This is a genomic window from Chitinophaga agrisoli (genome assembly GCF_008386695.1).
GTDB classification, from domain to species: Bacteria; Bacteroidota; Bacteroidia; order Chitinophagales; family Chitinophagaceae; genus Chitinophaga; species Chitinophaga agrisoli.
Window position 1 is genome coordinate 741,513 of the sequence record NZ_VUOC01000001.1, and the last position, 18,224, is coordinate 759,736.

An 18,224-nucleotide genomic window follows, 5' to 3' on the forward strand; every position below is an offset into this window, starting at 1 on the left:
CGCAGACGGGTGGCTGTAAAATTCTGTAAGCGGCAAGGGCTGGCATCCTAATACTTACTAACTTACACCCCCTGTGGCTCTCCAATATGCCGGACTAAAATATGGACCATTAGAGCAACAATCAGTTTCATGAAGCAGCTATTGTTTATCCTGGCCTTTATACCCCTATGTGCAGTGAACGCGTGGTCGCAAACCAAAACGAAGGGACAGGTGAAAGGCCACCTGACAGATAAAGACTCCAAACAGCCGCTGGCCGATGCCAGCGTGGCCTTACTATATGCCAGAGACTCTTCCATGGCAGCATCTGCCTTTACGGATAAAAAAGGCGCCTTTAGCCTCGATGGCCTCGACGAAGGCGCTTATAAACTATACATCTCCTTTATTGGTTACCAGCCCCTGTTAAGATCAGTGGAGATCACCGCCACACAGCCCTCCATCACCCTGGACAGTATTCCCCTGCAGAAAACCGGCGTTACCCTGGGAGAAGTGGAGATCACCGAAATAAAACCACCCATACGGGTAAAAAAGGATACCCTGGAATTTAATGCCGGCTCCTTTAAAACCCGCCAGAATGCGGTAGTAGAGGAGCTGCTGAAAAAATTGCCGGGTATCCAGGTAGGCCGGGATGGCACCATTACCGCACAGGGCGAAACCATAAAACAGATCTTCGTGGATGGTAAACCCTTTTTTGGAGACGATCCTAAACTGGCTACCAAAAACCTGCCGGCGGATATTATTGACAAGATCCAATTGATCGACAAAAAATCAGACCAGGCCCAGTTTACCGGCATCAATGACGGGCAAACGGAGAAAGCCATCAATATCACCATCAAAAAAGACCGTAAGAAAGGCCTGTTCGGACAAGCATCCGCCGGTTATGGCACAGATAGCCGCTTTGCGGCCGCGGCTTCGCTTAACCGTTTCCGGGATGACCAGCAGCTATCTTTCCTGGGCAGCGGCAATAACGTAAATAACCTGGGCTATTCAGACCTGGGCTCCCTTAGCCCCGGTGGGGGTGGCCGCCGCGGTGGCCGGGGCGCCACCAATAATATTGGCGGTAACGGCGGCAGCGGTATTACCCGCAGCTGGATGACCGGCCTTAATTACAGTGAAGACCTCTCCAAAAAGCTGAAGGTCAGCGCCAGCTATTTTTATAATAACGGCCGTACGGAAAATGATAATACCACTTCGCGCCAGAACATGCTGCCGGATACTACTTTTTATTACGACCAGCAGGCCCATTCCCTGGGTACCAACGCCAGCCATAATATGAACATGCGGGTGGAATACGAGATAGATAGCATGCACTCCCTCATAGTATCCCCTAATATCAACTATAGCACCAACAATAACGTAATGCAGAACCACTATGAATCACTGGGCGGCCAACGGCAACTGGTGAATAGCGGTAGCACCCTTAATATCGGTAACAGCACTACGCCTACTTTTTATACGGATGCGCTCTTCCGTAAAAAGTTCCGTAAAACAGGCCGCACCTTCAGCGCCAATCTGAACATAGGCGTTAACAACAGCGACCAGGAGAATTTTAATATCTCCAATAACCTGTTTGTAGACCCTAACGGTAACACCTCTACGGACAGCATAGACCAACGTAATGATGTTACTAACCGCGGGCTGAACATGGCCATGCGCCTCACTTACACGGAGCCTATCCTCAAAGACCGCTTCCTGGAATTTACCTATACCTGGAACCGTAATTACAATACTTCCGATAAGCTCACGTATGATTTTAACAAAGCCAAAGGCGTGTATGACCAGGTGAACGATAGCCTTAGCAACTCTTTTGAGAATACATTCTCTACCCAACAGGCAGGCCTAAGCATCCGCACCCAGAAACAGAAATACGATTACAGCGCCGGCCTGAACGTACAGTTCAGTGACCTGGATAATAATAACATCAGCCTGCATAACCGCTTACAGCAGCATACGGTAAACTTTTTCCCTTCTGCTTCCTTCAGCTATGCATTTAATAATAACCGCCGCCTGCGTTTCTTTTACAGGGGCGGTACGCAGCAGCCCAGCGTTACGCAGTTACAGCCGGTGCCGGATAACAGTAACCCACTGTATATACAGTTAGGCAACCCGGACCTTAAACCTTCTTTCAACAACAACTTAAGCCTGGGTTATAACACTTTTAACCCGGCCAGTATGCGCGGTTTTTTTGCCAATATCAGCGCCGCCCTTACCAGTAACAAGATCATCAACGCCAGCTCTTTTGATTCCGTTGGCAGGCAGGTAAGTCAGCCGGTGAATGTAAACGGCGCCTACAATATCAATGGTAACCTGGTGAATACCATTCCACTTAAAAATGCGCATACCTCTATTAATATCACTACCAATTTTAACCTTAACAGGGATGTGAGTTTCATAAATGCAGTAAAGGGTACCACCCGCAATTTTGTGATCAACCAGGGCTTTAGCCTCAACTACGCTTTCCGCGATCTATTCGATTTTGCTACCGCCGCCAGCGCTAATTACAATGGCGCCCGCTACTCCGTACAGCAAAACAATAACACGGATTACTTCAACTACGCATTCTCCTTTGATTTCAACCTTAACCTGCCCCTGGGTTTTATCATTGGGTTTGACCTGGACTATACGCTCAACACAGGTCTGGCAGCCGGTTACAACCAGAATGTAACCATGCTGAACGCGTTTATCTCTAAAAGCGTGTTCAATAACCAAAGAGGCCTTATTAAGCTGCAGGGATTTGATCTGCTGAACCAGAATGTAAGCATTGGCCGTAATGTAGGGCAGAACTATATAGAGGATGTGCAGACGCGGGTATTACAACGTTTCTGCCTGGTAAGCTTCTCCTATTTCCTGAACAGGTTTGGTGGAGGGGGTGATAAAGGAGCGGCAAAAAGTATGCGCTCCGAAAGTGGTATGCCGGTTATGATGCCCGGCGGTATGCGTATACGGAAGGGGTAAAACGCGAATGGGGGAAAAGTATGGATGCATTGGCATCCGGAAAAATTCCAAAAAAACAGCAAACAGAGAAAGTATTTCATTGTTCACTGCAGTCTCTTGAAAGGTTGAAAGAAATCAAAGGTGGATGTAGGCATATCACTGCAACGTCCCCTTCATCCAGCTTTGAAACCTTACAACCTTGTTATTTTACAGAGTGGGCAACAACATGATTACCCGGCTCTTTTCATGCTTTCTGTTCTTGTACCTTCTGTACCTTCCAACCCTGTGCGATGCGTTGCATAACCCAGGAGAGCGTAAAGGTGGGAATAAAATCCAGCCCGGGGAACAGCTCTTCCATGAAATTGAATAAACTACCAAAGGTGCCGAGGGCGCCGCCAAACATGCGGTAAAAAATAATGGCGGACAACGGCGCCCAGATCACATCACTTACTTCACCTAAAAGCGGTACTGCATAACTGGCGCAACCTATCAGGTCCATCAGCACACAAACCCATAAATTTGGAGTATATCTCTTTTCCATTTCAACCTCCTCTTTCTATATACTGTTAAGACGGTAAAATGTTACAATTAGTTACAGTTGATCTTTAATATGCACAAAGAATGCCAAACTTTATTTACTCTCGAAAGCGGTTACTGTAGTAGACTTCGTCTTTAAATTATATACGTAAAATTAGGGCAAAAGGATGTGCAGGATATACTGAAAAGGCAAAATGCGTAAAAGCCGCAAGCCGTTTCCTGCCACCAATGTGGGATACATCGCCGCCTTTCCGGCCGGCCAATAAACCGCATCTTATGGACTATCAGATTTTTACCCTATATTTCTAGGGCAATAACATCACACAAAATGTCCAATAAAAATTCGCGCCGCGATATGATCAAAAAAGCCGCTGCCCTGGCCTTCGCCTCCACCACGCTGTCCTCCCTCACGAACCGCGTAATGGCCCACGAAGACGCCATGGATGAGAAACTGAAAGGGAACATCAACCATTCCGTGTGTGCCTGGTGCTATAATGATATTCCGCTGGAAGAACTGTGCAAAGCATCCAAAACCATGGGCTTAGCGTCCATAGACCTGCTGGATCCCAAGGACTTTGCCACTGCTAAGAAATACGATCTTACCTGCGCCATGGTGGCCTCCATCAATAAAGATTGGGGCATTACCAAAGGCTGGAACCGGGTGGAGCATCATGATCCCCTGGTGGAATATTATGAGTACCTGATAGATGAAACCTCCAAAGCGGGTTTCCCGCACCTCATCTGCTTTTCCGGGAACCGGGAAGGGCTGGATGACGAGCTGGGGGTAAAAAACTGCGCCCAGGGCCTTAAACGTATCATGAGCTATGCGGAGAAAAAGAACGTGACCATCGTTATGGAGCTGCTGAACAGCAAAGTAAACCACCACGATTACCAGTGCGATCATACCGCCTGGGGCGTAGAGCTTTGCAAGGCTATTGGTTCTGAGCGTTTTAAATTGCTGTACGATATTTACCATATGCAGATCATGGAGGGCGACGTAATACGCACCATCCAGGACAATCATAGCTATATTGCCCATTATCATACCGGCGGGGTGCCCGGCCGTCATGAAATTGACGAGACCCAGGAGCTCTACTACCCGGCCATTATGAAAGCTATACACGAAACCGGCTTTAAAGGCTTTGTGGCACAGGAGTTTGTGCCTAAACGCAGTGATAAGCTGGGCTCTTTAAAACAGGGCGTAGAGATCTGCGACATATGATCTTATCAACTTTCCATGAAATGTCCTGCATCAAATACGGCGCAGGACATTTTTTTGTACCTATATTTGCCGCCAAATAGTCCATTAAAACAGTAGGATAACATGCCGCAATATTTCAAAAAGCCTTTAAGCTGGTTACTGCAGGAATCCGGTCAGGAAGGCGCCCATACCTTAAAACGTACTCTCAGCGCTTTTCAGCTGGTCACCTTGGGCATAGGCGGCATTATAGGCGCCGGCCTGTTTTCCCTTAGCGGCCTGGCGGCGGCCAACCATTCCGGTCCGGCCGTTACCCTCTCTTTTATTGTGGCCGCTATTGGCTGCGCCTTTTCAGGGCTCTGTTACGCAGAATTCTCCTCTATGATACCCGTGGCGGGCAGCGCCTACACCTACGCCTATACTACCATGGGCGAAATGATCGCCTGGATCATTGGCTGGGACCTGGTGCTGGAGTTCTCCGTGGGCGCCGCTACGGTGGCCATCAGCTGGTCTAATTACCTGGTAAAATTCCTGAGCACCTACGATATTTACCTGCCGCCACAGCTGGTGCATTCTCCTTTTGAAACGGCCCAACTGGCGGATGGCAGTACCGTGCATGGCATAATGAACCTGCCCGCCGCCCTGGTGATCCTGGCTATGTCCTGGCTCCTGATCCGCGGCACCAAAGGCTCCGCCCTCTGGAACACTATTGTGGTGGTACTTAAAGTAGGCGTGGTAGTGCTGTTTATTGCCCTGGGCTGGAAATTCATACAGCCGGCTAACCTGCAACCCTATATCCCGGCCAATACCGGCGTATTTGGGGAGTATGGCTGGTCCGGCATCCTGCGGGGCGCAGGGGTGGTATTCTTCGTATACCTGGGTTTTGACATCATTGCCGCGGCAGCGCAGGAAACCCGCAACCCTAAACGTAACATGCCCATCGGCATCCTGGGCTCCCTGCTGGTATGTACCGTGCTGTTTATCCTCTTTGCCCATGTGATGACCGGCCTGGCCCCCTATACGGCCTTTAAAGGCAATGCCGCCCCCGTGGCGGTAGCCATTGAACATACGCCCTATACCTGGCTGGGGCAGATGATCATCATCGCCATATTGATCGGGTATACGTCTGTGATACTGGTAGACTTACTAGGACAAACCCGCGTTTTCTATGCCATGTCTAAGGACGGGCTGCTGCCTAAGATCTTTTCAGAGATCCACCCGCGTTTTCAAACGCCCTGGAGGTCCAATATCCTTTTCTGCATTTTCGTGGGATTGTTTGCCGCATTTGTGCCCATACGGGTAGTAGGGGAGATGACCAGCATTGGCACCCTGCTGGCTTTTGTGATCGTGTGCGCCGGGGTATGGATCATGCGCCACACCATGCCGGATGCGCCGCGGGCTTTTAAAACGCCGCTGGTACCGCTGGTGCCTATCCTGGGTATTGTTACCTGTATAGGGATGATGGTATTCCTGCCCTGGGATACCTGGTTAAGGCTCATCGTGTGGATGGCTATCGGGATGGTGATCTATTTCTGCTATGGTAAAAAACACAGCCTGGTAAGGAAACAGCCCCCTGCTAAGGGGCTAAAAGCTAACCGCTAAAACCTGCTTAGAACTTCCAGTCCTCCCGCAGTATGCCCATCACCACCATGTCCACATACTGGCCATGCAGTTTGGCGCTATGCCGCAGAATGCCCTCTTTGGTAAAGCCCAGGCGGATGGGTATCTGTCCGCTGCGCTCATTCTGTAATACAAAACGGATCTCTATCTTATTCAGCCGCAGGTTCTTAAATGCAAAACTGATCAGGGCTTTACAACAGGCCGTGGCAATGCCTTTACGCTGAAAAGCCTCGCTTACCCAATACCCTATTTCCGCTTTTTGTAACAGGTGGTCCCAGCCGTGCAGGTCCATTACGCCGCATAGCTGTTCCTGGTACCACATGCCCAGGGCCATGGCTTCCTGTTCATCGGCCTTGCGTTGCATTAATTGTATAAAGCGGAGGGAGTGTTCTTCGTTGGTATTATAATCCACCCAGGGTAAAAATTTACGCAGGGTCTTGCGGGAAGCGTCTATTTGCCGGTATAAGTTTGAGGCGTCACCGGGCGCCAGCTGCCGCAGGGTGATCTGATCATTTACACGAAGTTCCAACATAACAGGTTAAAGGTGGTCTGTAACGGTGTTCGCGGCAAAGTAAATAAAAAAACAGCTAGTAGCTAAAAAAAGGCCGGCAGATCTGCCGGCCTACAGTTGTAGCGTATAGCGTAGTATGGCCGTTTTTAATTCTTCGCTATCAGCTGTTGTTTAGTCATGTCCTTTACAATCTGTTTTGCGTACAGGTAGGCCTGTCTTACCGCTGTGGGCGGGTCTACGGACTGCGTTTGCGCAGAGTATATCAGCTTACGCTGATCCAGGTCATACAGGTTACTTTGCCAGCTATATTTGGTGTTGGACTGATAGTACCCGGGTTGGTACATATTGCCATACCAGCGGCTGTAATAAGGCCAGAAACCGCCATAATAATAGGGATATCCCCCATACATAGGGCCAGGCACAAAATCCCGTTCACGGGCCTTATTCAGTAATACAACCGTAAGCACCTGGCTGGCATTGTTATTACGCAGTTTACGTAATGCGGTCTTTTCATCCGTTTTGTCGCCAAAAGCATCCGGCCCGTACTCCCGCAATGCAGATACTGCATTGAACCCTTCTTTCTTCAGCTCGGCGGCCAGGTTATCTTCCATCAGCGCGCGCAGCTGGTTTTCCCGCTGAGGCGCCAGGGCCATTACCACAATCTTCTTATCCCGCTGTAATGTTGCATCATTCGTTTTCCAGGAAGAGGTCAGTTTGGTACTGGAACAAGCTGCCAGCAGCAGTAATCCTGCGCTCATTATAAATAATCCTATCTTTTTCATGATCGTCCCTCCGTGTTTTATATTGGTTAGACGTGGAACGGGACACGGAGTTACATGGCCAGATGTTAAGGGAATGCAAAAAAATAGCCGTAAGTGGTTAGCTGTTAGCCATTAGCGACCAGGTAACGTACCCGGCCTTAATAACACAATTAACTACTTACGACTTGTATGATAGGTTGTTAGCAACCTGAATTCCTAACAACCTCAATTATTAATAGTTGATCACCTGCTCCTCAATTGTTGCCGGTATTTCCCGGAACTGGTATAGCTGATTCCTGAGCTGCGGCTCAAAACCGGCCTCCTTGATCGCATCCTGCATAGAGCGGTAGGTGAACCGGTGCGGTGCGCCGGCAGCGCTTACCACATTCTCCTCGATCATGATAGAACCAAAATCGTTAGCGCCGGCATGCAGGCATAGCTGGGCTACCTGTTTACCTACCGTTAGCCAGGAGGCCTGTATGTTCTTCACATTGGGCAGCATAATACGGCTCATGGCTATCATACGGATATATTCTTCCGCGGTGGTCATGTTATGCACGCCCCGTATACGGGCCAGCAGCGTATCCACATCCTGGAAGGTCCAGGGGATAAAGGCGGTAAAGCCATAATGACCTTCCGGCTTTTCGCTCTGTACCTGGCGGATGGCAGCCAGGTGCTCAAAACGCTCCAGTACGGTCTCTACGTGGCCAAACATCATGGTGGCAGAAGAAGCGATGTTGAGTTTATGCGCGGCGCGCATTACATCCAGCCACTCCTGGGCGCCGCATTTGCCTTTGGAGATCAGGCGGCGTACCCGGTCGTTCAGTATTTCTGCACCGGCGCCGGGCAGGCTGTCCATGCCGGCTTCCTGCAGCGCGGCCAGTACCTCCAGGTGGGTGCTTTTTTCCAGTTTGGTGATGTGCGCTACCTCCGGGGGTCCCAGGGTATGCAGGCGCAAAGTGGGGTACAACCGTTTTAGCTCTTTAAAAAGGTCCACATAAAAGCTGAGGCCCAGCTCAGGATGGTGACCACCCTGTAACAGCAGCTGGTCGCCGCCATATTTAAGGGTTTCCTCAATTTTACGCTTGTACTCGTCAATGCTGGTAATGTATGCATCCGCATGGCCGGGAATGCGGTAAAAGTTACAGAACTTACAGTTGGCAATACACACATTGGTGGTATTCACATTCCTGTCTATCTGCCAGGTAACCTTACCGTGTGGCACCTGTTGCTTGCGCAGCTCATTGGCGATATGCGTTAATTCCGCCATGGGCGCTTTCTCAAATAAAAACACTCCTTCTTCCGCAGTCAGCCACTCAAACTGGAGGGCTTTCTGATATAGATCTTTAAGTTGCATGGTAAAGCCTTGTACAAACAAAGTTAATGATTACCGGCATAGTAAAATAACCAATACCGGGCAGCATACAGCGGCTTATACCACGGAAGCCGCTGTTCATACGTTTTTCCTCCCGTTTGAAATGTTTTTTTGCTATGTAAAAGTATTTTAATGTTAAATTTATGTAAATGAGCGCTTTTGCGCGCCCCGTATGCGAAATACCTTACTGTTAGTACACTGTTGGCTGCTCCTGCTAGCCGCTACCGGCAATTCCACACACGCGTCGGCCCAGGCAAGCCCTGGCGCAAATGATACGATTGTCAAAGAATCTGTGCTCATTACCAGCTTTCCTTTTAAACAATTCTACGGTGGGGTAGTGGTCATCCGGGCACAACTTAAAGGCATACCGGATACCTTGCAGTTTATACTGGATACCGGCAGCGCGGGCATTTCCCTGGATACCAGCACCTGCGCCCGGCTGGGCATTCCGCTTGCCCCCTCTGACAAGATCGTAAGAGGTCTGGGCGGCTCCAAACAGGTTTCCTTTGCAGAGAACCGTACCCTTATCTTACCCGGGCTGGAGGTAGACAGTCTCAATTTCCATGTAAATGATTATGAGCTCATTAGCCAGGTATATGGCCTCCAGGTGGATGGTATTATCGGCCACAGCCTGCTAAGCCGCTATATCGTAAATGTGGACTACGATAAGGAAATGATAAACATCTATACCAAGGGCAAGTTCTCCTATCCCAGAGGCGGCCTGCTCCTGAAACCTTCCCTTTCCCTTATTCCCATCGTATCCGCCCCCTTGCGCAATGGCAAGGCCCAGTCCAATAACCGCTACTATTTTGATACCGGCGCCGGTATGTGCCTGCTGCTCTCCAACCAGTTTGTAAAAGACAGCGGCCTGCTGTCATCCCGTAAAAGACAACGCAAGATCATCCAGACAGAGGCCCAGGGCCTGGGCGGTAAAATGGAGATGCATATCACCACCATCCAGGAATTTAAGATCGGTAACTACAACTTCCGCAATGTGCCGGTGTACCTGTTTGACGATAAGTTCAACATCACCGCCTATCCCTTCCTGGGCGGTATGATAGGCAATGACCTGCTGCGCCGTTTTAACCTGTTCCTCAATTACCCAAAAAAGGAGATCTATCTGCTGCCCAATACCCATTACCGGGATCCGTTCGATTACTCCTACACAGGCCTTATCCTCTATCTTATTGACGGGCGCATAGAGATCACGGACATTATCAAAAACTCGCCGGCAGAAAAAGCGGGCATCCATAAGGGCGATATCATCCTGGCCATCAATAATAACTTCAGCAAAAACCTGCAGGTGTACCGGGATATACTGAAAAATGTAGGTACCCGGCCTACTTTGCTGCTTATGCGCGACACGCAGCTCATCATCAAAAAACTACCAATAAAAAGTATCTTGTAGCGTTTATAGGAGAGGGTTTTCCATGCGCATACACGTATTATTCATACTGCTGTTTTGTCATTTGTCTTTGCTGACCGTTGCCCAGTTCAAAAAACGCAAAGCGGCAGAACCGGTCATGGAACAAGGCCCCGCCGCGGTGATCCCCTTTCAGCTCTATGGCCACCAGGTGGTGATCCCCGTTACTACCTCCGGCAATTCAGATACCCTGCATTTTATTTTTGACAGCGGCACAGAGGTGACCGTGCTGCATTACGGCCTGGCGCAAAAGCTGCAGGTGCAGAATAAGCAGCTCTCCGGCGTTTCTGCCAATAATGACCTGATGCTGGCTGTAAATACTGCCGTGCTCAATGTGCTCTACCTGGGCAAAACGCGGCTGCCCTTCGTAAAAGTGTTCCTGGAGAATATCCCTGAATTCCGCAAAGGCCCCCTGGTGATAGACGGTTTTATTGGCATAGACCTCCTGAAGGAGTTTATCGTTAAAATCGACTATACAAAGCAACAGCTGGTGCTCTACAAACACAGCGCGCCACCGGAGCTGCCTGCCGGTACGGAACAGATCCCCTTCCGCATCAACTTTAACACCCCCGTAATACCCGCTACCATACAGCTGCCCGGCGGCGCTTCCCTTACCAGCAACTATCACCTGGTATCCGGCGGCGACTATGGCGTGCTGTTTAACTGGCCCTATGTGGAAAAGAACAAGCTTAACGAACAGCTGGTCACAGAAAGCACAGACCAGGTACAGGAGCTTATTAAGATCGATGTATATACCAATAGCACCATTCCCTCCCTTACCTTAGGCACGCGCCAGCTGTCTAAGATCCCCGTCAGCTACTGCGAGGATGTGAATGACGATAGCCCCCTTATAGAGATCGCCGGCGCCATTGGCTATGAAGTATGGAAACAATTCTCCGCTGTTACTATCAATTACCGGCAGAAACTGCTGTACCTGCAGCGCTAGATCCCGCCATTATAACAGTTAGTTATTGGATGGTTTGGAATTTGTGATGAGGAATTTTAATAAATTGCATTTCCCCCGTACCGTGCTGTACTGCGGGGTGTTTACATTAACCAATAAAAGAATATGATCCATTACAATAAATTCACCCTTGCCAATGGTTTGCGGGTAATTGTGCATGAAGACCACACCACGCCTATGGCCGTGCTGAACGTGCTGTATGATGTAGGCTCGCGTGATGAGGAACCTGAGCGTACCGGCTTTGCCCACCTGTTTGAACACCTGATGTTTGGCGGTTCCGTTAACATCCCTGACTATGACGAGCCCTTACAGATGGCCGGCGGCGAGAACAATGCCTTTACCACCAGCGATCTGACCAACTACTATGTACAGCTGCCCGCGGAGAATATAGAAACCGCCTTCTGGCTGGAAAGTGACCGTATGCTGTCCCTGGCCTTTGGCGAAAAAAGCCTGGATGTGCAACGTAAAGTGGTGATCGAAGAGTTCAAGGAGCACTATATAAACAAGCCTTATGGCGATGTGTGGCATAAAATGCGGCAACTCGCCTATAGCACCCACCCCTACCGCTGGATGACCATCGGAAAGGAGCTTTCCCATATAGAAACAGCCAGCCTGGCAGATGTAAAGGCCTTCTTTTTCAAATATTACCGCCCGGTGAACGCCATCCTGGTAGCGGCGGGCAAAGTAACCACAGAACAGGTAAAAGCCCTGGCGGAAAAATGGTTTGGAGATATTCCCGCCGGCGAAAAATACCAGCGCCAGATCCCGGTAGAGCCACCGCAAACGGCCGCCCACAAACTGGAGGTAAAAGCCAATGTACCGTTGGACGCGCTGTACAAATGCTACCACATCTACCCCCGCCAGGATAAACGCTACTATGCGGCAGACCTTGTTTCCGACATACTGGGCGGAGGTAGCTCCAGCCGCCTGCACCAGGTATTGGTAAAAGAAAAGAAACTGTTCAGCAACATAGAATGTTATCATTTTGGCACCCTGGACGCCGGTCTGCTAACTATCGAAGGCAAACTGGTAAAAGGCGTAAAGATGAAGGACGCGGAAAAAGCCATACAGGAAGAGCTTAGCAAACTGCAACAGACCGTTATACCGGAACGGGAACTGCAAAAGGTAAAGAACCGCGTAGAAAGCCTGCTGGCCTTTGAAGATATGAGCCTGCTAAACCGCGCCAACAACCTCGCTTTCTATGAACTGATGGGAGACGCCGCGCTGATGAACACCGAGTTTGAGAACTACGAAACAGTGACCACAGAAGATATTCATCGCGAAGCCAATATCATCTTTAATGAAAAGAATTCTAACACTATCTATTACTACGCAGACAACCAGATATGAATAGAAAAAATGCGCCCGCTATAAAAGACGCCGTGGAGTTTGATATAACGCTGAAACCATACGAGAAATTCACTTTGGATAACGGTATCCCCGTTTACGTTGTAAAAAGCGATGAACAGGATACCCTGCAGCTGGAAATGATCTTTCCGGCCGGCAGCTGGTACGAGCAGGAAAGTCAGATAGCCGCCGCCACCAACTTCCTGATGAAGAACGGCAGCAGCCAGCACAGCGCGCTACAGATAAATGAAAGCATAGAGTATTTTGGCGCTTACCTGAACCGTAACAGCTTTCACGAAAATGCCACCTATACGCTGCATTGCCTTACCAAACATACCGCCCAGCTGCTGCCCCTGCTGCAGGAGGTGATACAGGACCCCGCCTTTGCCGGCGAGGAACTGGCCATCTACCAGCAGAATATGAAGCAGCGCCTGGCCGTGAACCTGCAGAAATGCGATTTCGTGGCTAACCGCTATATTGATAAGTATCTCTTTGGCGATTTCCACCCTTATGGCCGCGTAAGCACCATGATGGCCTATGACGCCCTGCAGCCGGAAAGCCTGCACGCTTTTTACCAGAAGCACTACACGTACAATAACTGTAAGATCTTTGTGGCCGGCCATCTGCCAGACGATATGATCCCCATGCTGAATAAATATTTCGGCGCCACCAAATGGAACGGGGAAAGCGCCTTGCTGCGGCCGGAGCTGCCCATCCAGATAGCGGACGAAAAACGGCATCGCATCTTCAACGATGAAAATGGCGTACAGGGAGCAGTGCGGGTAGCCCGGCATTTCCCTAACCGCTATCACCCGGACTTTCCTAAAATGCTGGTGCTCAACACTATCCTGGGTGGTTATTTTGGCTCCCGCCTGATGAGCAATATCCGGGAAGATAAAGGCTACACCTACGGCATCCACTCACAGCTCTATAATTTCCGCCAGACCAGCGCGCTGAACATCCAAACAGAAGCCGGCCGCGATGTATGCGAAGCTACCATAGAGGAGATCTACAAGGAGCTGGCCCGCCTGCAGCAGGAGCCCATACCGGCAGAGGAACTGAGCCTGGTGCGCAACTATATGATAGGCACCATCCTGGGAGATCTGGACGGCGCTTTCCAGGTGATCCAACGCTGGAAAAGCCTCATCCTCAACGACCTGGATGAAAATTATTTCTATAACAATATCCGTGTCATCAAAACTATCACCGCAGAGGAATTGCAGCATCTTGCCCAGCAATACCTTACGCCTTCAGAGTTCTACGAACTGGTGGTGATTTAATGTGCTGATGTGCTAATATGCCGATGTGCTAATGAAATGCAGCGATTAAATGCATTTTATTAGCACATTTTTGCATTGTATGATCTCCATCAGCATATTAGCATATCAGCACATTAAAAGAATTTGTCATACTTTTGCCATCCCTTACTTTAGAGCCTATGAAAAAAGTGTTGTTCTTTTTACCCTTGTTGTTATGCCTGAAATCTTTTGCACAAACTAAACAGGCAGTCATAGATTCCCTGGAAAGCAATTACCAGCGTTGTCTCAGCAAAAGCCAGTACATGTACGGCTGCGCGCTGGAATATTACCGCCAGATGGATAGTATGATGGACAATATTTATCGCCAGCTGTATACCAGCCTCGATACCAACCGCCGCAGATCCCTGAAAGTAGAACAGGTGCAGTGGGAAGAAAAGAAAGAAGCTTATTTTAAACTGCTGGATACAAGAGTAGAAAAGCTGCATAAAAAAACCATGGCCGGACTGGATGATCAGGCCATCTCCACAGATCACAAAGCAGCTTACATTAAAGACCGTGTAAACGCATTACTGGTAAATTACAGGCATTACACAGCGGGTTGATCCCTATATACCCATCCGCTGCAGCCATGTTATGCATAATGCAGGCCAGGAGGCCAGCACAGGGTCTTTTACGCCCAGGCCAAACCCATGCCCGCCGTGATCATAGACATGTAGCGTAGCGGATATATGCTGGCGGCGCAGCGCATCATAGAATAACAAGCTGTTCTCCACCGGTACCACATTGTCATCCGTAGCATGTATCAGCATGGTGGGCGGCGTTGCCGCCGTTACCCGGTTATAGGTGCTCAGGGAGTCTGCCAGTGTGGTAGCCGTATCTGCGCCCAGCAGCATATCCGCACTGCCGCCATGTTTGTACGGAGGCTGCATGGCAATAACCGGGTAAACCAATATAGCAAACGCGGGCCGGGTGCTCCATTTTTCCAGCTCATTACCGGCCTGCGGATTAGCGGGCTGTATCAGGGTGGCCAGGCAGGAAGCCAGATGCCCGCCGGCAGAAAAACCTATCACGCCAATCTTTTCAGGATCAAGTCCCCAGCCGGCTGCTTTGGATTTTACCAGCCGCATAGCCGTAGTTACATCATTATATTGGGTAGGGTAATGAGCCTGCGGCGTTTGTCCGGCTACATTTACCCGGTAGCGCAGCACAATGGCGTCATATCCTTTGTTGGTAAAGAACGCGGCAATATCAGTACCCTCATGCCCATCTGCCAGAAAGGTATAACCACCACCCGGACATATCAACACGGCGGAGCCGTTTTTTTGAGGCGCACTGTAATGGGTAATATAAGGCGCATCCGCTACCTTATCCCGGCCGCCAATATGCAGGTCCTGCGCCTGCGGATATAAATTGATCTTTTCCTGCGCATATGCAGTAAGGGCCCCATAAGTAAGCAGCAGGGCGGTGAGTAAGTTTTTCATATCGTGCTCGTGTCTTTTATTGGATTATCCGTGCGTTGCCCGGCGTTTGATCATACCGCCTTTGGTATCGTTGATATTATGCTGGGCAATGAACGCTTTGCTGTCTATCTTCTCTATTTCATCAATGATCTTATGCACTTCCAGGCGGGTCACTACGGTATATACAATGTCTATATCAGTATCTACCTGTCCGCGTTTACCAAAACCGCTTTTGCCCTTAAATACCGTTACGCCCTTACGTAACTTCAGGGTAAGCGTTTTCCGTATCAGCTCACTCTCCGGGGAGATGATCGTGAGGGCTATGTATTCCTCAAAACCCTGGATCACAAAATCCACTGTCTTGGAGGCGGAAAGATAGGTAAGCATGGCATACATGGCCGTTTCAATATTGATAAGGATAGCGGCTACGCCAAAGATCAGGATATTAAAATACATGATCACCTCACCCATAGAAAGCACCGTCTTGCGGTTAATATAGAGTGCCAGCACCTCCGTGCCGTCCAGCACAGCGCCGCCCCTAACGCTCATGCCTATACCGGCGCCAAGGAAAAACCCGCCAAAGATGGCTATCAGCAGCTTATCGCTGGTAATAACAGGCACCCGTATAAATACCAGCGCTACCGCCAGCCCCACAATGGCAGACATAGCCTTGATAGTAAAACCCAGCGATAGCTGCCGCCACGCCAGTAATATAAACGGTACGTTGATGAGTATAAGCAGTAACGAAATTGGCCAGCCGGTAAGGCGGTTCACCAGCAGGGAAATACCGGTTACACCCCCATCCAGAAAGGCATTGGGCAGCAGAAACCCCTTTAGGCCCACTGCTGCCAGCAATACGCCAATGGAGATAAGCACCACATCCTGCGTATTGTGGATAAGGTTCAGACGTGCTAATCGTTCTCTCCTGGTGGAACGCATATTCAATTACGAATTGTCAATTACAAATTACGATTGTTGACCGTAACGGATCAATTACAATCTCTCCTGATGCCGCAACCACCTTTCCGGTATCTCATTATTGCTAGCCATCAGGTAATCGCTGTAAGCACAAGGCACAAAATCCTTACCCGGCAACTGCATCCACCAACGGCCTGTTTTTTTACTCTTCAGAAACACCGTATCTATATCCGCACAGGCAATATGGAATTCCCAAAACGCATCCCGCTCTTCCAGCAGCGCCTCTTTATTCCTTACAGAGCGGCCATCAATAAAATACCACAGCATCTGCGCTATCTGGCGGGCTGTAAGCTGATCCCTGTCCTGCGCGGGACGGTAGCCATAAATACCATAGGAGCTCAGCTGGCTGCTCATCCCTGCATAGCGGGAGAGGGCACAGGCTTCTTCCCCGCTGAAACCGTTGGGAGAGAGGCGGTTGGCCGGCGCTTCTGTATGTTTGATCACGCTGATGTCCAGGCTGAACATATCTGAATTGCGCAATACCGGTTCTGATTCCTCCAGGTTCTCCCGCACCTTACCCAGGCGATAGCAATCAAAACGCAGTTTATCCAGCGTTTCTAACATACGTGGATGTACAAAATAACTCTGGAATCCGATATGATTATAGTGTTTGATATAATTGGGCTGCTCCGTGAGCATATCCATCAGGAAGCCGGTGGCGGGGATGGGGCTTTCTTCCTGCAGGTCTATCAGCGCGTCTGCCACGCTCACTTCTACTACAAACTGCTGGGAGGCATAGGCCTGGTATTGTGCATAGGTAAGGTCATGAGAACCACCCAGGATGATCACCGGTTTGTGCACATGCAGCAGTTCTGCCAGTACGGTGCGTAACGCGGCGTAGGTATCTGCCAGGCTAACGCCTTGCTGCAGGTTACCAAGATCGGCCACCTTTACATCTTTATGCCAGTAATAGAGGTTGTAAAATTCTTTGCGGATAATATCCGGTGCATTGGGGCCTTTTTTACCGGGGCCATAACCGCGTTCTTCGCCTACACCCAGCAGTATAACATCTGCAGCTTCCAGGTCCGGCAATTGTCCCTCTTCTTCATAAAGGTCCGTTATACCGCCTATCTGGGCGGCATCGTACTCCTGATCATCGTTCAGATATGCTTTGGAAATGGGCTGTAGAAAATCCTGCAGGTGTGTAAAGTCCGCCATTACAATAAGTTATTTATTTGCTGGCAAACCTACAACAAGATTTTAAAAGAGAGAAAAAGGAAGCGGCTGGATTTTGGTTATATGCGGCAGGGATCAGCAACATCATTGACTTTCCTATGCATTACAAATTCAAGAAGGGCCTGGATGTTGGGATGTACGCCTGTTCGTTTTGAGGGGCAACGCGGCATAGATCAGCAAGATCATTAGTTCTTGTGTACTACAAATTCAAATGGGCGCTGCGTTTTCCTGGAGAATACTTTTTCCAGTATGGAGCGCTTGCTGCTAACACGGCTTTTGTTGCAATCCACTACTTCCATTACGGCGCAAAGGTAATCCATGGTTTCTACCACCGTAAGCATTTCGCTGATCTGTTTTACAGCGTACTGGATCTGTTGCTCATTATACCTTTCTTCATGTAGCAAGATCAGTAAATCCCTTTCTACAGGTTTCATTGAGATTAAATTTGACGTTCCCTATAATTTTTTCACCTGGGTTTTCAATAAGCGGATAGGTATAAGTGCCCGCTAATGGTAAGGTGTCTCTTTAACTACTACAGGTGTCGGTTATTATGCATCCTGTGGTTAATGCATCCGTTTTTTGTTCATCGTTGGGCAACCGCAATCGTTCTTCTTAAAAACACTGCAACCCTGCAATACCAAACTTCCGCACAAAAAAAAGATCAACAGCCATTTAAATTGTTTC

16 protein-coding genes are annotated in these 18,224 nt (G+C 49.3%); 8 read left to right on the forward strand and 8 right to left on the reverse strand.

The window, feature by feature from the left end; genetic code table 11:
* The first annotated feature begins 129 nt into the window (after positions 1-129).
* Positions 130-2,952 (forward strand): outer membrane beta-barrel family protein, encoded by a 2,823-nt coding sequence (locus tag F0L74_RS03055; protein ID WP_149836351.1) that lies wholly within the window; start codon positions 130-132, stop codon positions 2,950-2,952.
* Positions 2,953-3,175: 223 nt separating this feature from the next.
* On the opposite strand, the gene F0L74_RS03060 is transcribed toward F0L74_RS03055, so the two are convergent.
* Entirely contained in the window at positions 3,176-3,472 is a 297-nt protein-coding gene (locus F0L74_RS03060; protein ID WP_149836352.1) for a hypothetical protein, read from the reverse strand.
* A gap of 324 nt (positions 3,473-3,796) precedes the next feature.
* Between F0L74_RS03060 and F0L74_RS03065 the strand changes: the two genes are divergently transcribed.
* Positions 3,797-4,690 (forward strand): hydroxypyruvate isomerase family protein, encoded by an 894-nt coding sequence (locus F0L74_RS03065; RefSeq protein WP_149836353.1) that lies wholly within the window; start codon positions 3,797-3,799, stop codon positions 4,688-4,690.
* 102 nt (positions 4,691-4,792) lie between these two features.
* Positions 4,793-6,268 carry an amino acid permease gene (locus F0L74_RS03070; protein WP_149836354.1) on the forward strand — a complete coding sequence of 492 codons (1,476 nt, stop codon included), beginning with the start codon at positions 4,793-4,795 and terminating at the stop codon, positions 6,266-6,268.
* A 7-nt stretch (positions 6,269-6,275) separates the two neighbouring features.
* Here the strand turns inward: F0L74_RS03070 and F0L74_RS03075 are convergent, their stop codons facing one another.
* From F0L74_RS03075 to mqnC, 3 genes are all read right to left on the reverse strand, one after another.
* Positions 6,276-6,818, reverse strand: a complete 543-nt coding sequence (locus tag F0L74_RS03075) for a GNAT family N-acetyltransferase (protein WP_149836355.1) — start codon at positions 6,816-6,818, stop codon at positions 6,276-6,278.
* Positions 6,819-6,943: 125 nt separating this feature from the next.
* Complete coding sequence (locus tag F0L74_RS03080; protein WP_149836356.1) at positions 6,944-7,579, reverse strand: hypothetical protein; 636 nt, start codon at positions 7,577-7,579, stop codon at positions 6,944-6,946.
* A gap of 211 nt (positions 7,580-7,790) precedes the next feature.
* Positions 7,791-8,915: a cyclic dehypoxanthinyl futalosine synthase gene (gene mqnC, locus F0L74_RS03085; protein ID WP_149836357.1), complete on the reverse strand. Its 1,125-nt coding sequence runs from the start codon at positions 8,913-8,915 to the stop codon at positions 7,791-7,793.
* A gap of 190 nt (positions 8,916-9,105) precedes the next feature.
* Between mqnC and F0L74_RS03090 the strand changes: the two genes are divergently transcribed.
* The 5 genes from F0L74_RS03090 to F0L74_RS03110 all read left to right on the forward strand — a co-directional run bounded on the left by F0L74_RS03090 (position 9,106) and on the right by F0L74_RS03110 (position 14,528).
* The gene (locus tag F0L74_RS03090) at positions 9,106-10,341 is read left to right on the forward strand and encodes an aspartyl protease family protein (RefSeq protein ID WP_149836358.1); all 1,236 of its coding nucleotides are present in this window, start codon (positions 9,106-9,108) and stop codon (positions 10,339-10,341) included.
* A gap of 22 nt (positions 10,342-10,363) precedes the next feature.
* The gene (locus F0L74_RS03095; protein WP_149836359.1) at positions 10,364-11,302 is read left to right on the forward strand and encodes a pepsin/retropepsin-like aspartic protease family protein; all 939 of its coding nucleotides are present in this window, start codon (positions 10,364-10,366) and stop codon (positions 11,300-11,302) included.
* Between the two features lie 123 nt (positions 11,303-11,425).
* Positions 11,426-12,670, forward strand: a complete 1,245-nt coding sequence (locus F0L74_RS03100; protein WP_149836360.1) for a M16 family metallopeptidase — start codon at positions 11,426-11,428, stop codon at positions 12,668-12,670.
* Complete coding sequence (locus F0L74_RS03105) at positions 12,667-13,947, forward strand: M16 family metallopeptidase (protein WP_149836361.1); 1,281 nt, start codon at positions 12,667-12,669, stop codon at positions 13,945-13,947. The genes F0L74_RS03100 and F0L74_RS03105 overlap by 4 nt, the downstream gene beginning before the upstream one ends.
* Positions 13,948-14,105: 158 nt before the next feature.
* On the forward strand, positions 14,106-14,528 hold the full coding sequence (locus F0L74_RS03110) for a lysozyme inhibitor LprI family protein (RefSeq protein WP_149836362.1): 423 nt from the start codon (positions 14,106-14,108) through the stop codon (positions 14,526-14,528).
* A gap of 3 nt (positions 14,529-14,531) precedes the next feature.
* On the opposite strand, the gene F0L74_RS03115 is transcribed toward F0L74_RS03110, so the two are convergent.
* From F0L74_RS03115 to F0L74_RS03130, 4 genes are all read right to left on the reverse strand, one after another.
* Positions 14,532-15,407, reverse strand: coding sequence for an alpha/beta hydrolase (locus tag F0L74_RS03115; protein ID WP_149836363.1), 876 nt, complete (start codon positions 15,405-15,407; stop codon positions 14,532-14,534).
* Positions 15,408-15,431: 24 nt separating this feature from the next.
* Entirely contained in the window at positions 15,432-16,325 is an 894-nt protein-coding gene (locus tag F0L74_RS03120; RefSeq protein ID WP_149836364.1) for a YitT family protein, read from the reverse strand.
* Positions 16,326-16,379: 54 nt separating this feature from the next.
* Positions 16,380-17,522, reverse strand: a complete 1,143-nt coding sequence (locus F0L74_RS03125; RefSeq protein ID WP_149836365.1) for a formimidoylglutamase — start codon at positions 17,520-17,522, stop codon at positions 16,380-16,382.
* A 203-nt stretch (positions 17,523-17,725) separates the two neighbouring features.
* On the reverse strand, positions 17,726-17,974 hold the full coding sequence (locus F0L74_RS03130; protein WP_149836366.1) for a hypothetical protein: 249 nt from the start codon (positions 17,972-17,974) through the stop codon (positions 17,726-17,728).
* Between the last annotated feature and the right edge of the window lie 250 nt (positions 17,975-18,224).

Excerpts from the sequence above, each read along its gene's own strand:
- F0L74_RS03055 (WP_149836351.1), top strand. The coding sequence starts at position 130 with ATGAAGCAGCTATTGTTTATCCTGGCCTTTATACCCCTATGTGCAGTG.
- F0L74_RS03060 (WP_149836352.1), bottom strand. The coding sequence starts at position 3,472 with ATGGAAAAGAGATATACTCCAAATTTATGGGTTTGTGTGCTGATGGAC.
- F0L74_RS03065 (WP_149836353.1), top strand. The coding sequence starts at position 3,797 with ATGTCCAATAAAAATTCGCGCCGCGATATGATCAAAAAAGCCGCTGCC.
- F0L74_RS03070 (WP_149836354.1), top strand. The coding sequence starts at position 4,793 with ATGCCGCAATATTTCAAAAAGCCTTTAAGCTGGTTACTGCAGGAATCC.
- F0L74_RS03075 (WP_149836355.1), bottom strand. The coding sequence starts at position 6,818 with ATGTTGGAACTTCGTGTAAATGATCAGATCACCCTGCGGCAGCTGGCG.
- F0L74_RS03080 (WP_149836356.1), bottom strand. The coding sequence starts at position 7,579 with ATGAAAAAGATAGGATTATTTATAATGAGCGCAGGATTACTGCTGCTG.
- mqnC (WP_149836357.1), bottom strand. The coding sequence starts at position 8,915 with ATGCAACTTAAAGATCTATATCAGAAAGCCCTCCAGTTTGAGTGGCTG.
- F0L74_RS03090 (WP_149836358.1), top strand. The coding sequence starts at position 9,106 with ATGCGAAATACCTTACTGTTAGTACACTGTTGGCTGCTCCTGCTAGCC.
- F0L74_RS03095 (WP_149836359.1), top strand. The coding sequence starts at position 10,364 with ATGCGCATACACGTATTATTCATACTGCTGTTTTGTCATTTGTCTTTG.
- F0L74_RS03100 (WP_149836360.1), top strand. The coding sequence starts at position 11,426 with ATGATCCATTACAATAAATTCACCCTTGCCAATGGTTTGCGGGTAATT.
- F0L74_RS03105 (WP_149836361.1), top strand. The coding sequence starts at position 12,667 with ATGAATAGAAAAAATGCGCCCGCTATAAAAGACGCCGTGGAGTTTGAT.
- F0L74_RS03110 (WP_149836362.1), top strand. The coding sequence starts at position 14,106 with ATGAAAAAAGTGTTGTTCTTTTTACCCTTGTTGTTATGCCTGAAATCT.
- F0L74_RS03115 (WP_149836363.1), bottom strand. The coding sequence starts at position 15,407 with ATGAAAAACTTACTCACCGCCCTGCTGCTTACTTATGGGGCCCTTACT.
- F0L74_RS03120 (WP_149836364.1), bottom strand. The coding sequence starts at position 16,325 with ATGCGTTCCACCAGGAGAGAACGATTAGCACGTCTGAACCTTATCCAC.
- F0L74_RS03125 (WP_149836365.1), bottom strand. The coding sequence starts at position 17,522 with ATGGCGGACTTTACACACCTGCAGGATTTTCTACAGCCCATTTCCAAA.
- F0L74_RS03130 (WP_149836366.1), bottom strand. The coding sequence starts at position 17,974 with ATGAAACCTGTAGAAAGGGATTTACTGATCTTGCTACATGAAGAAAGG.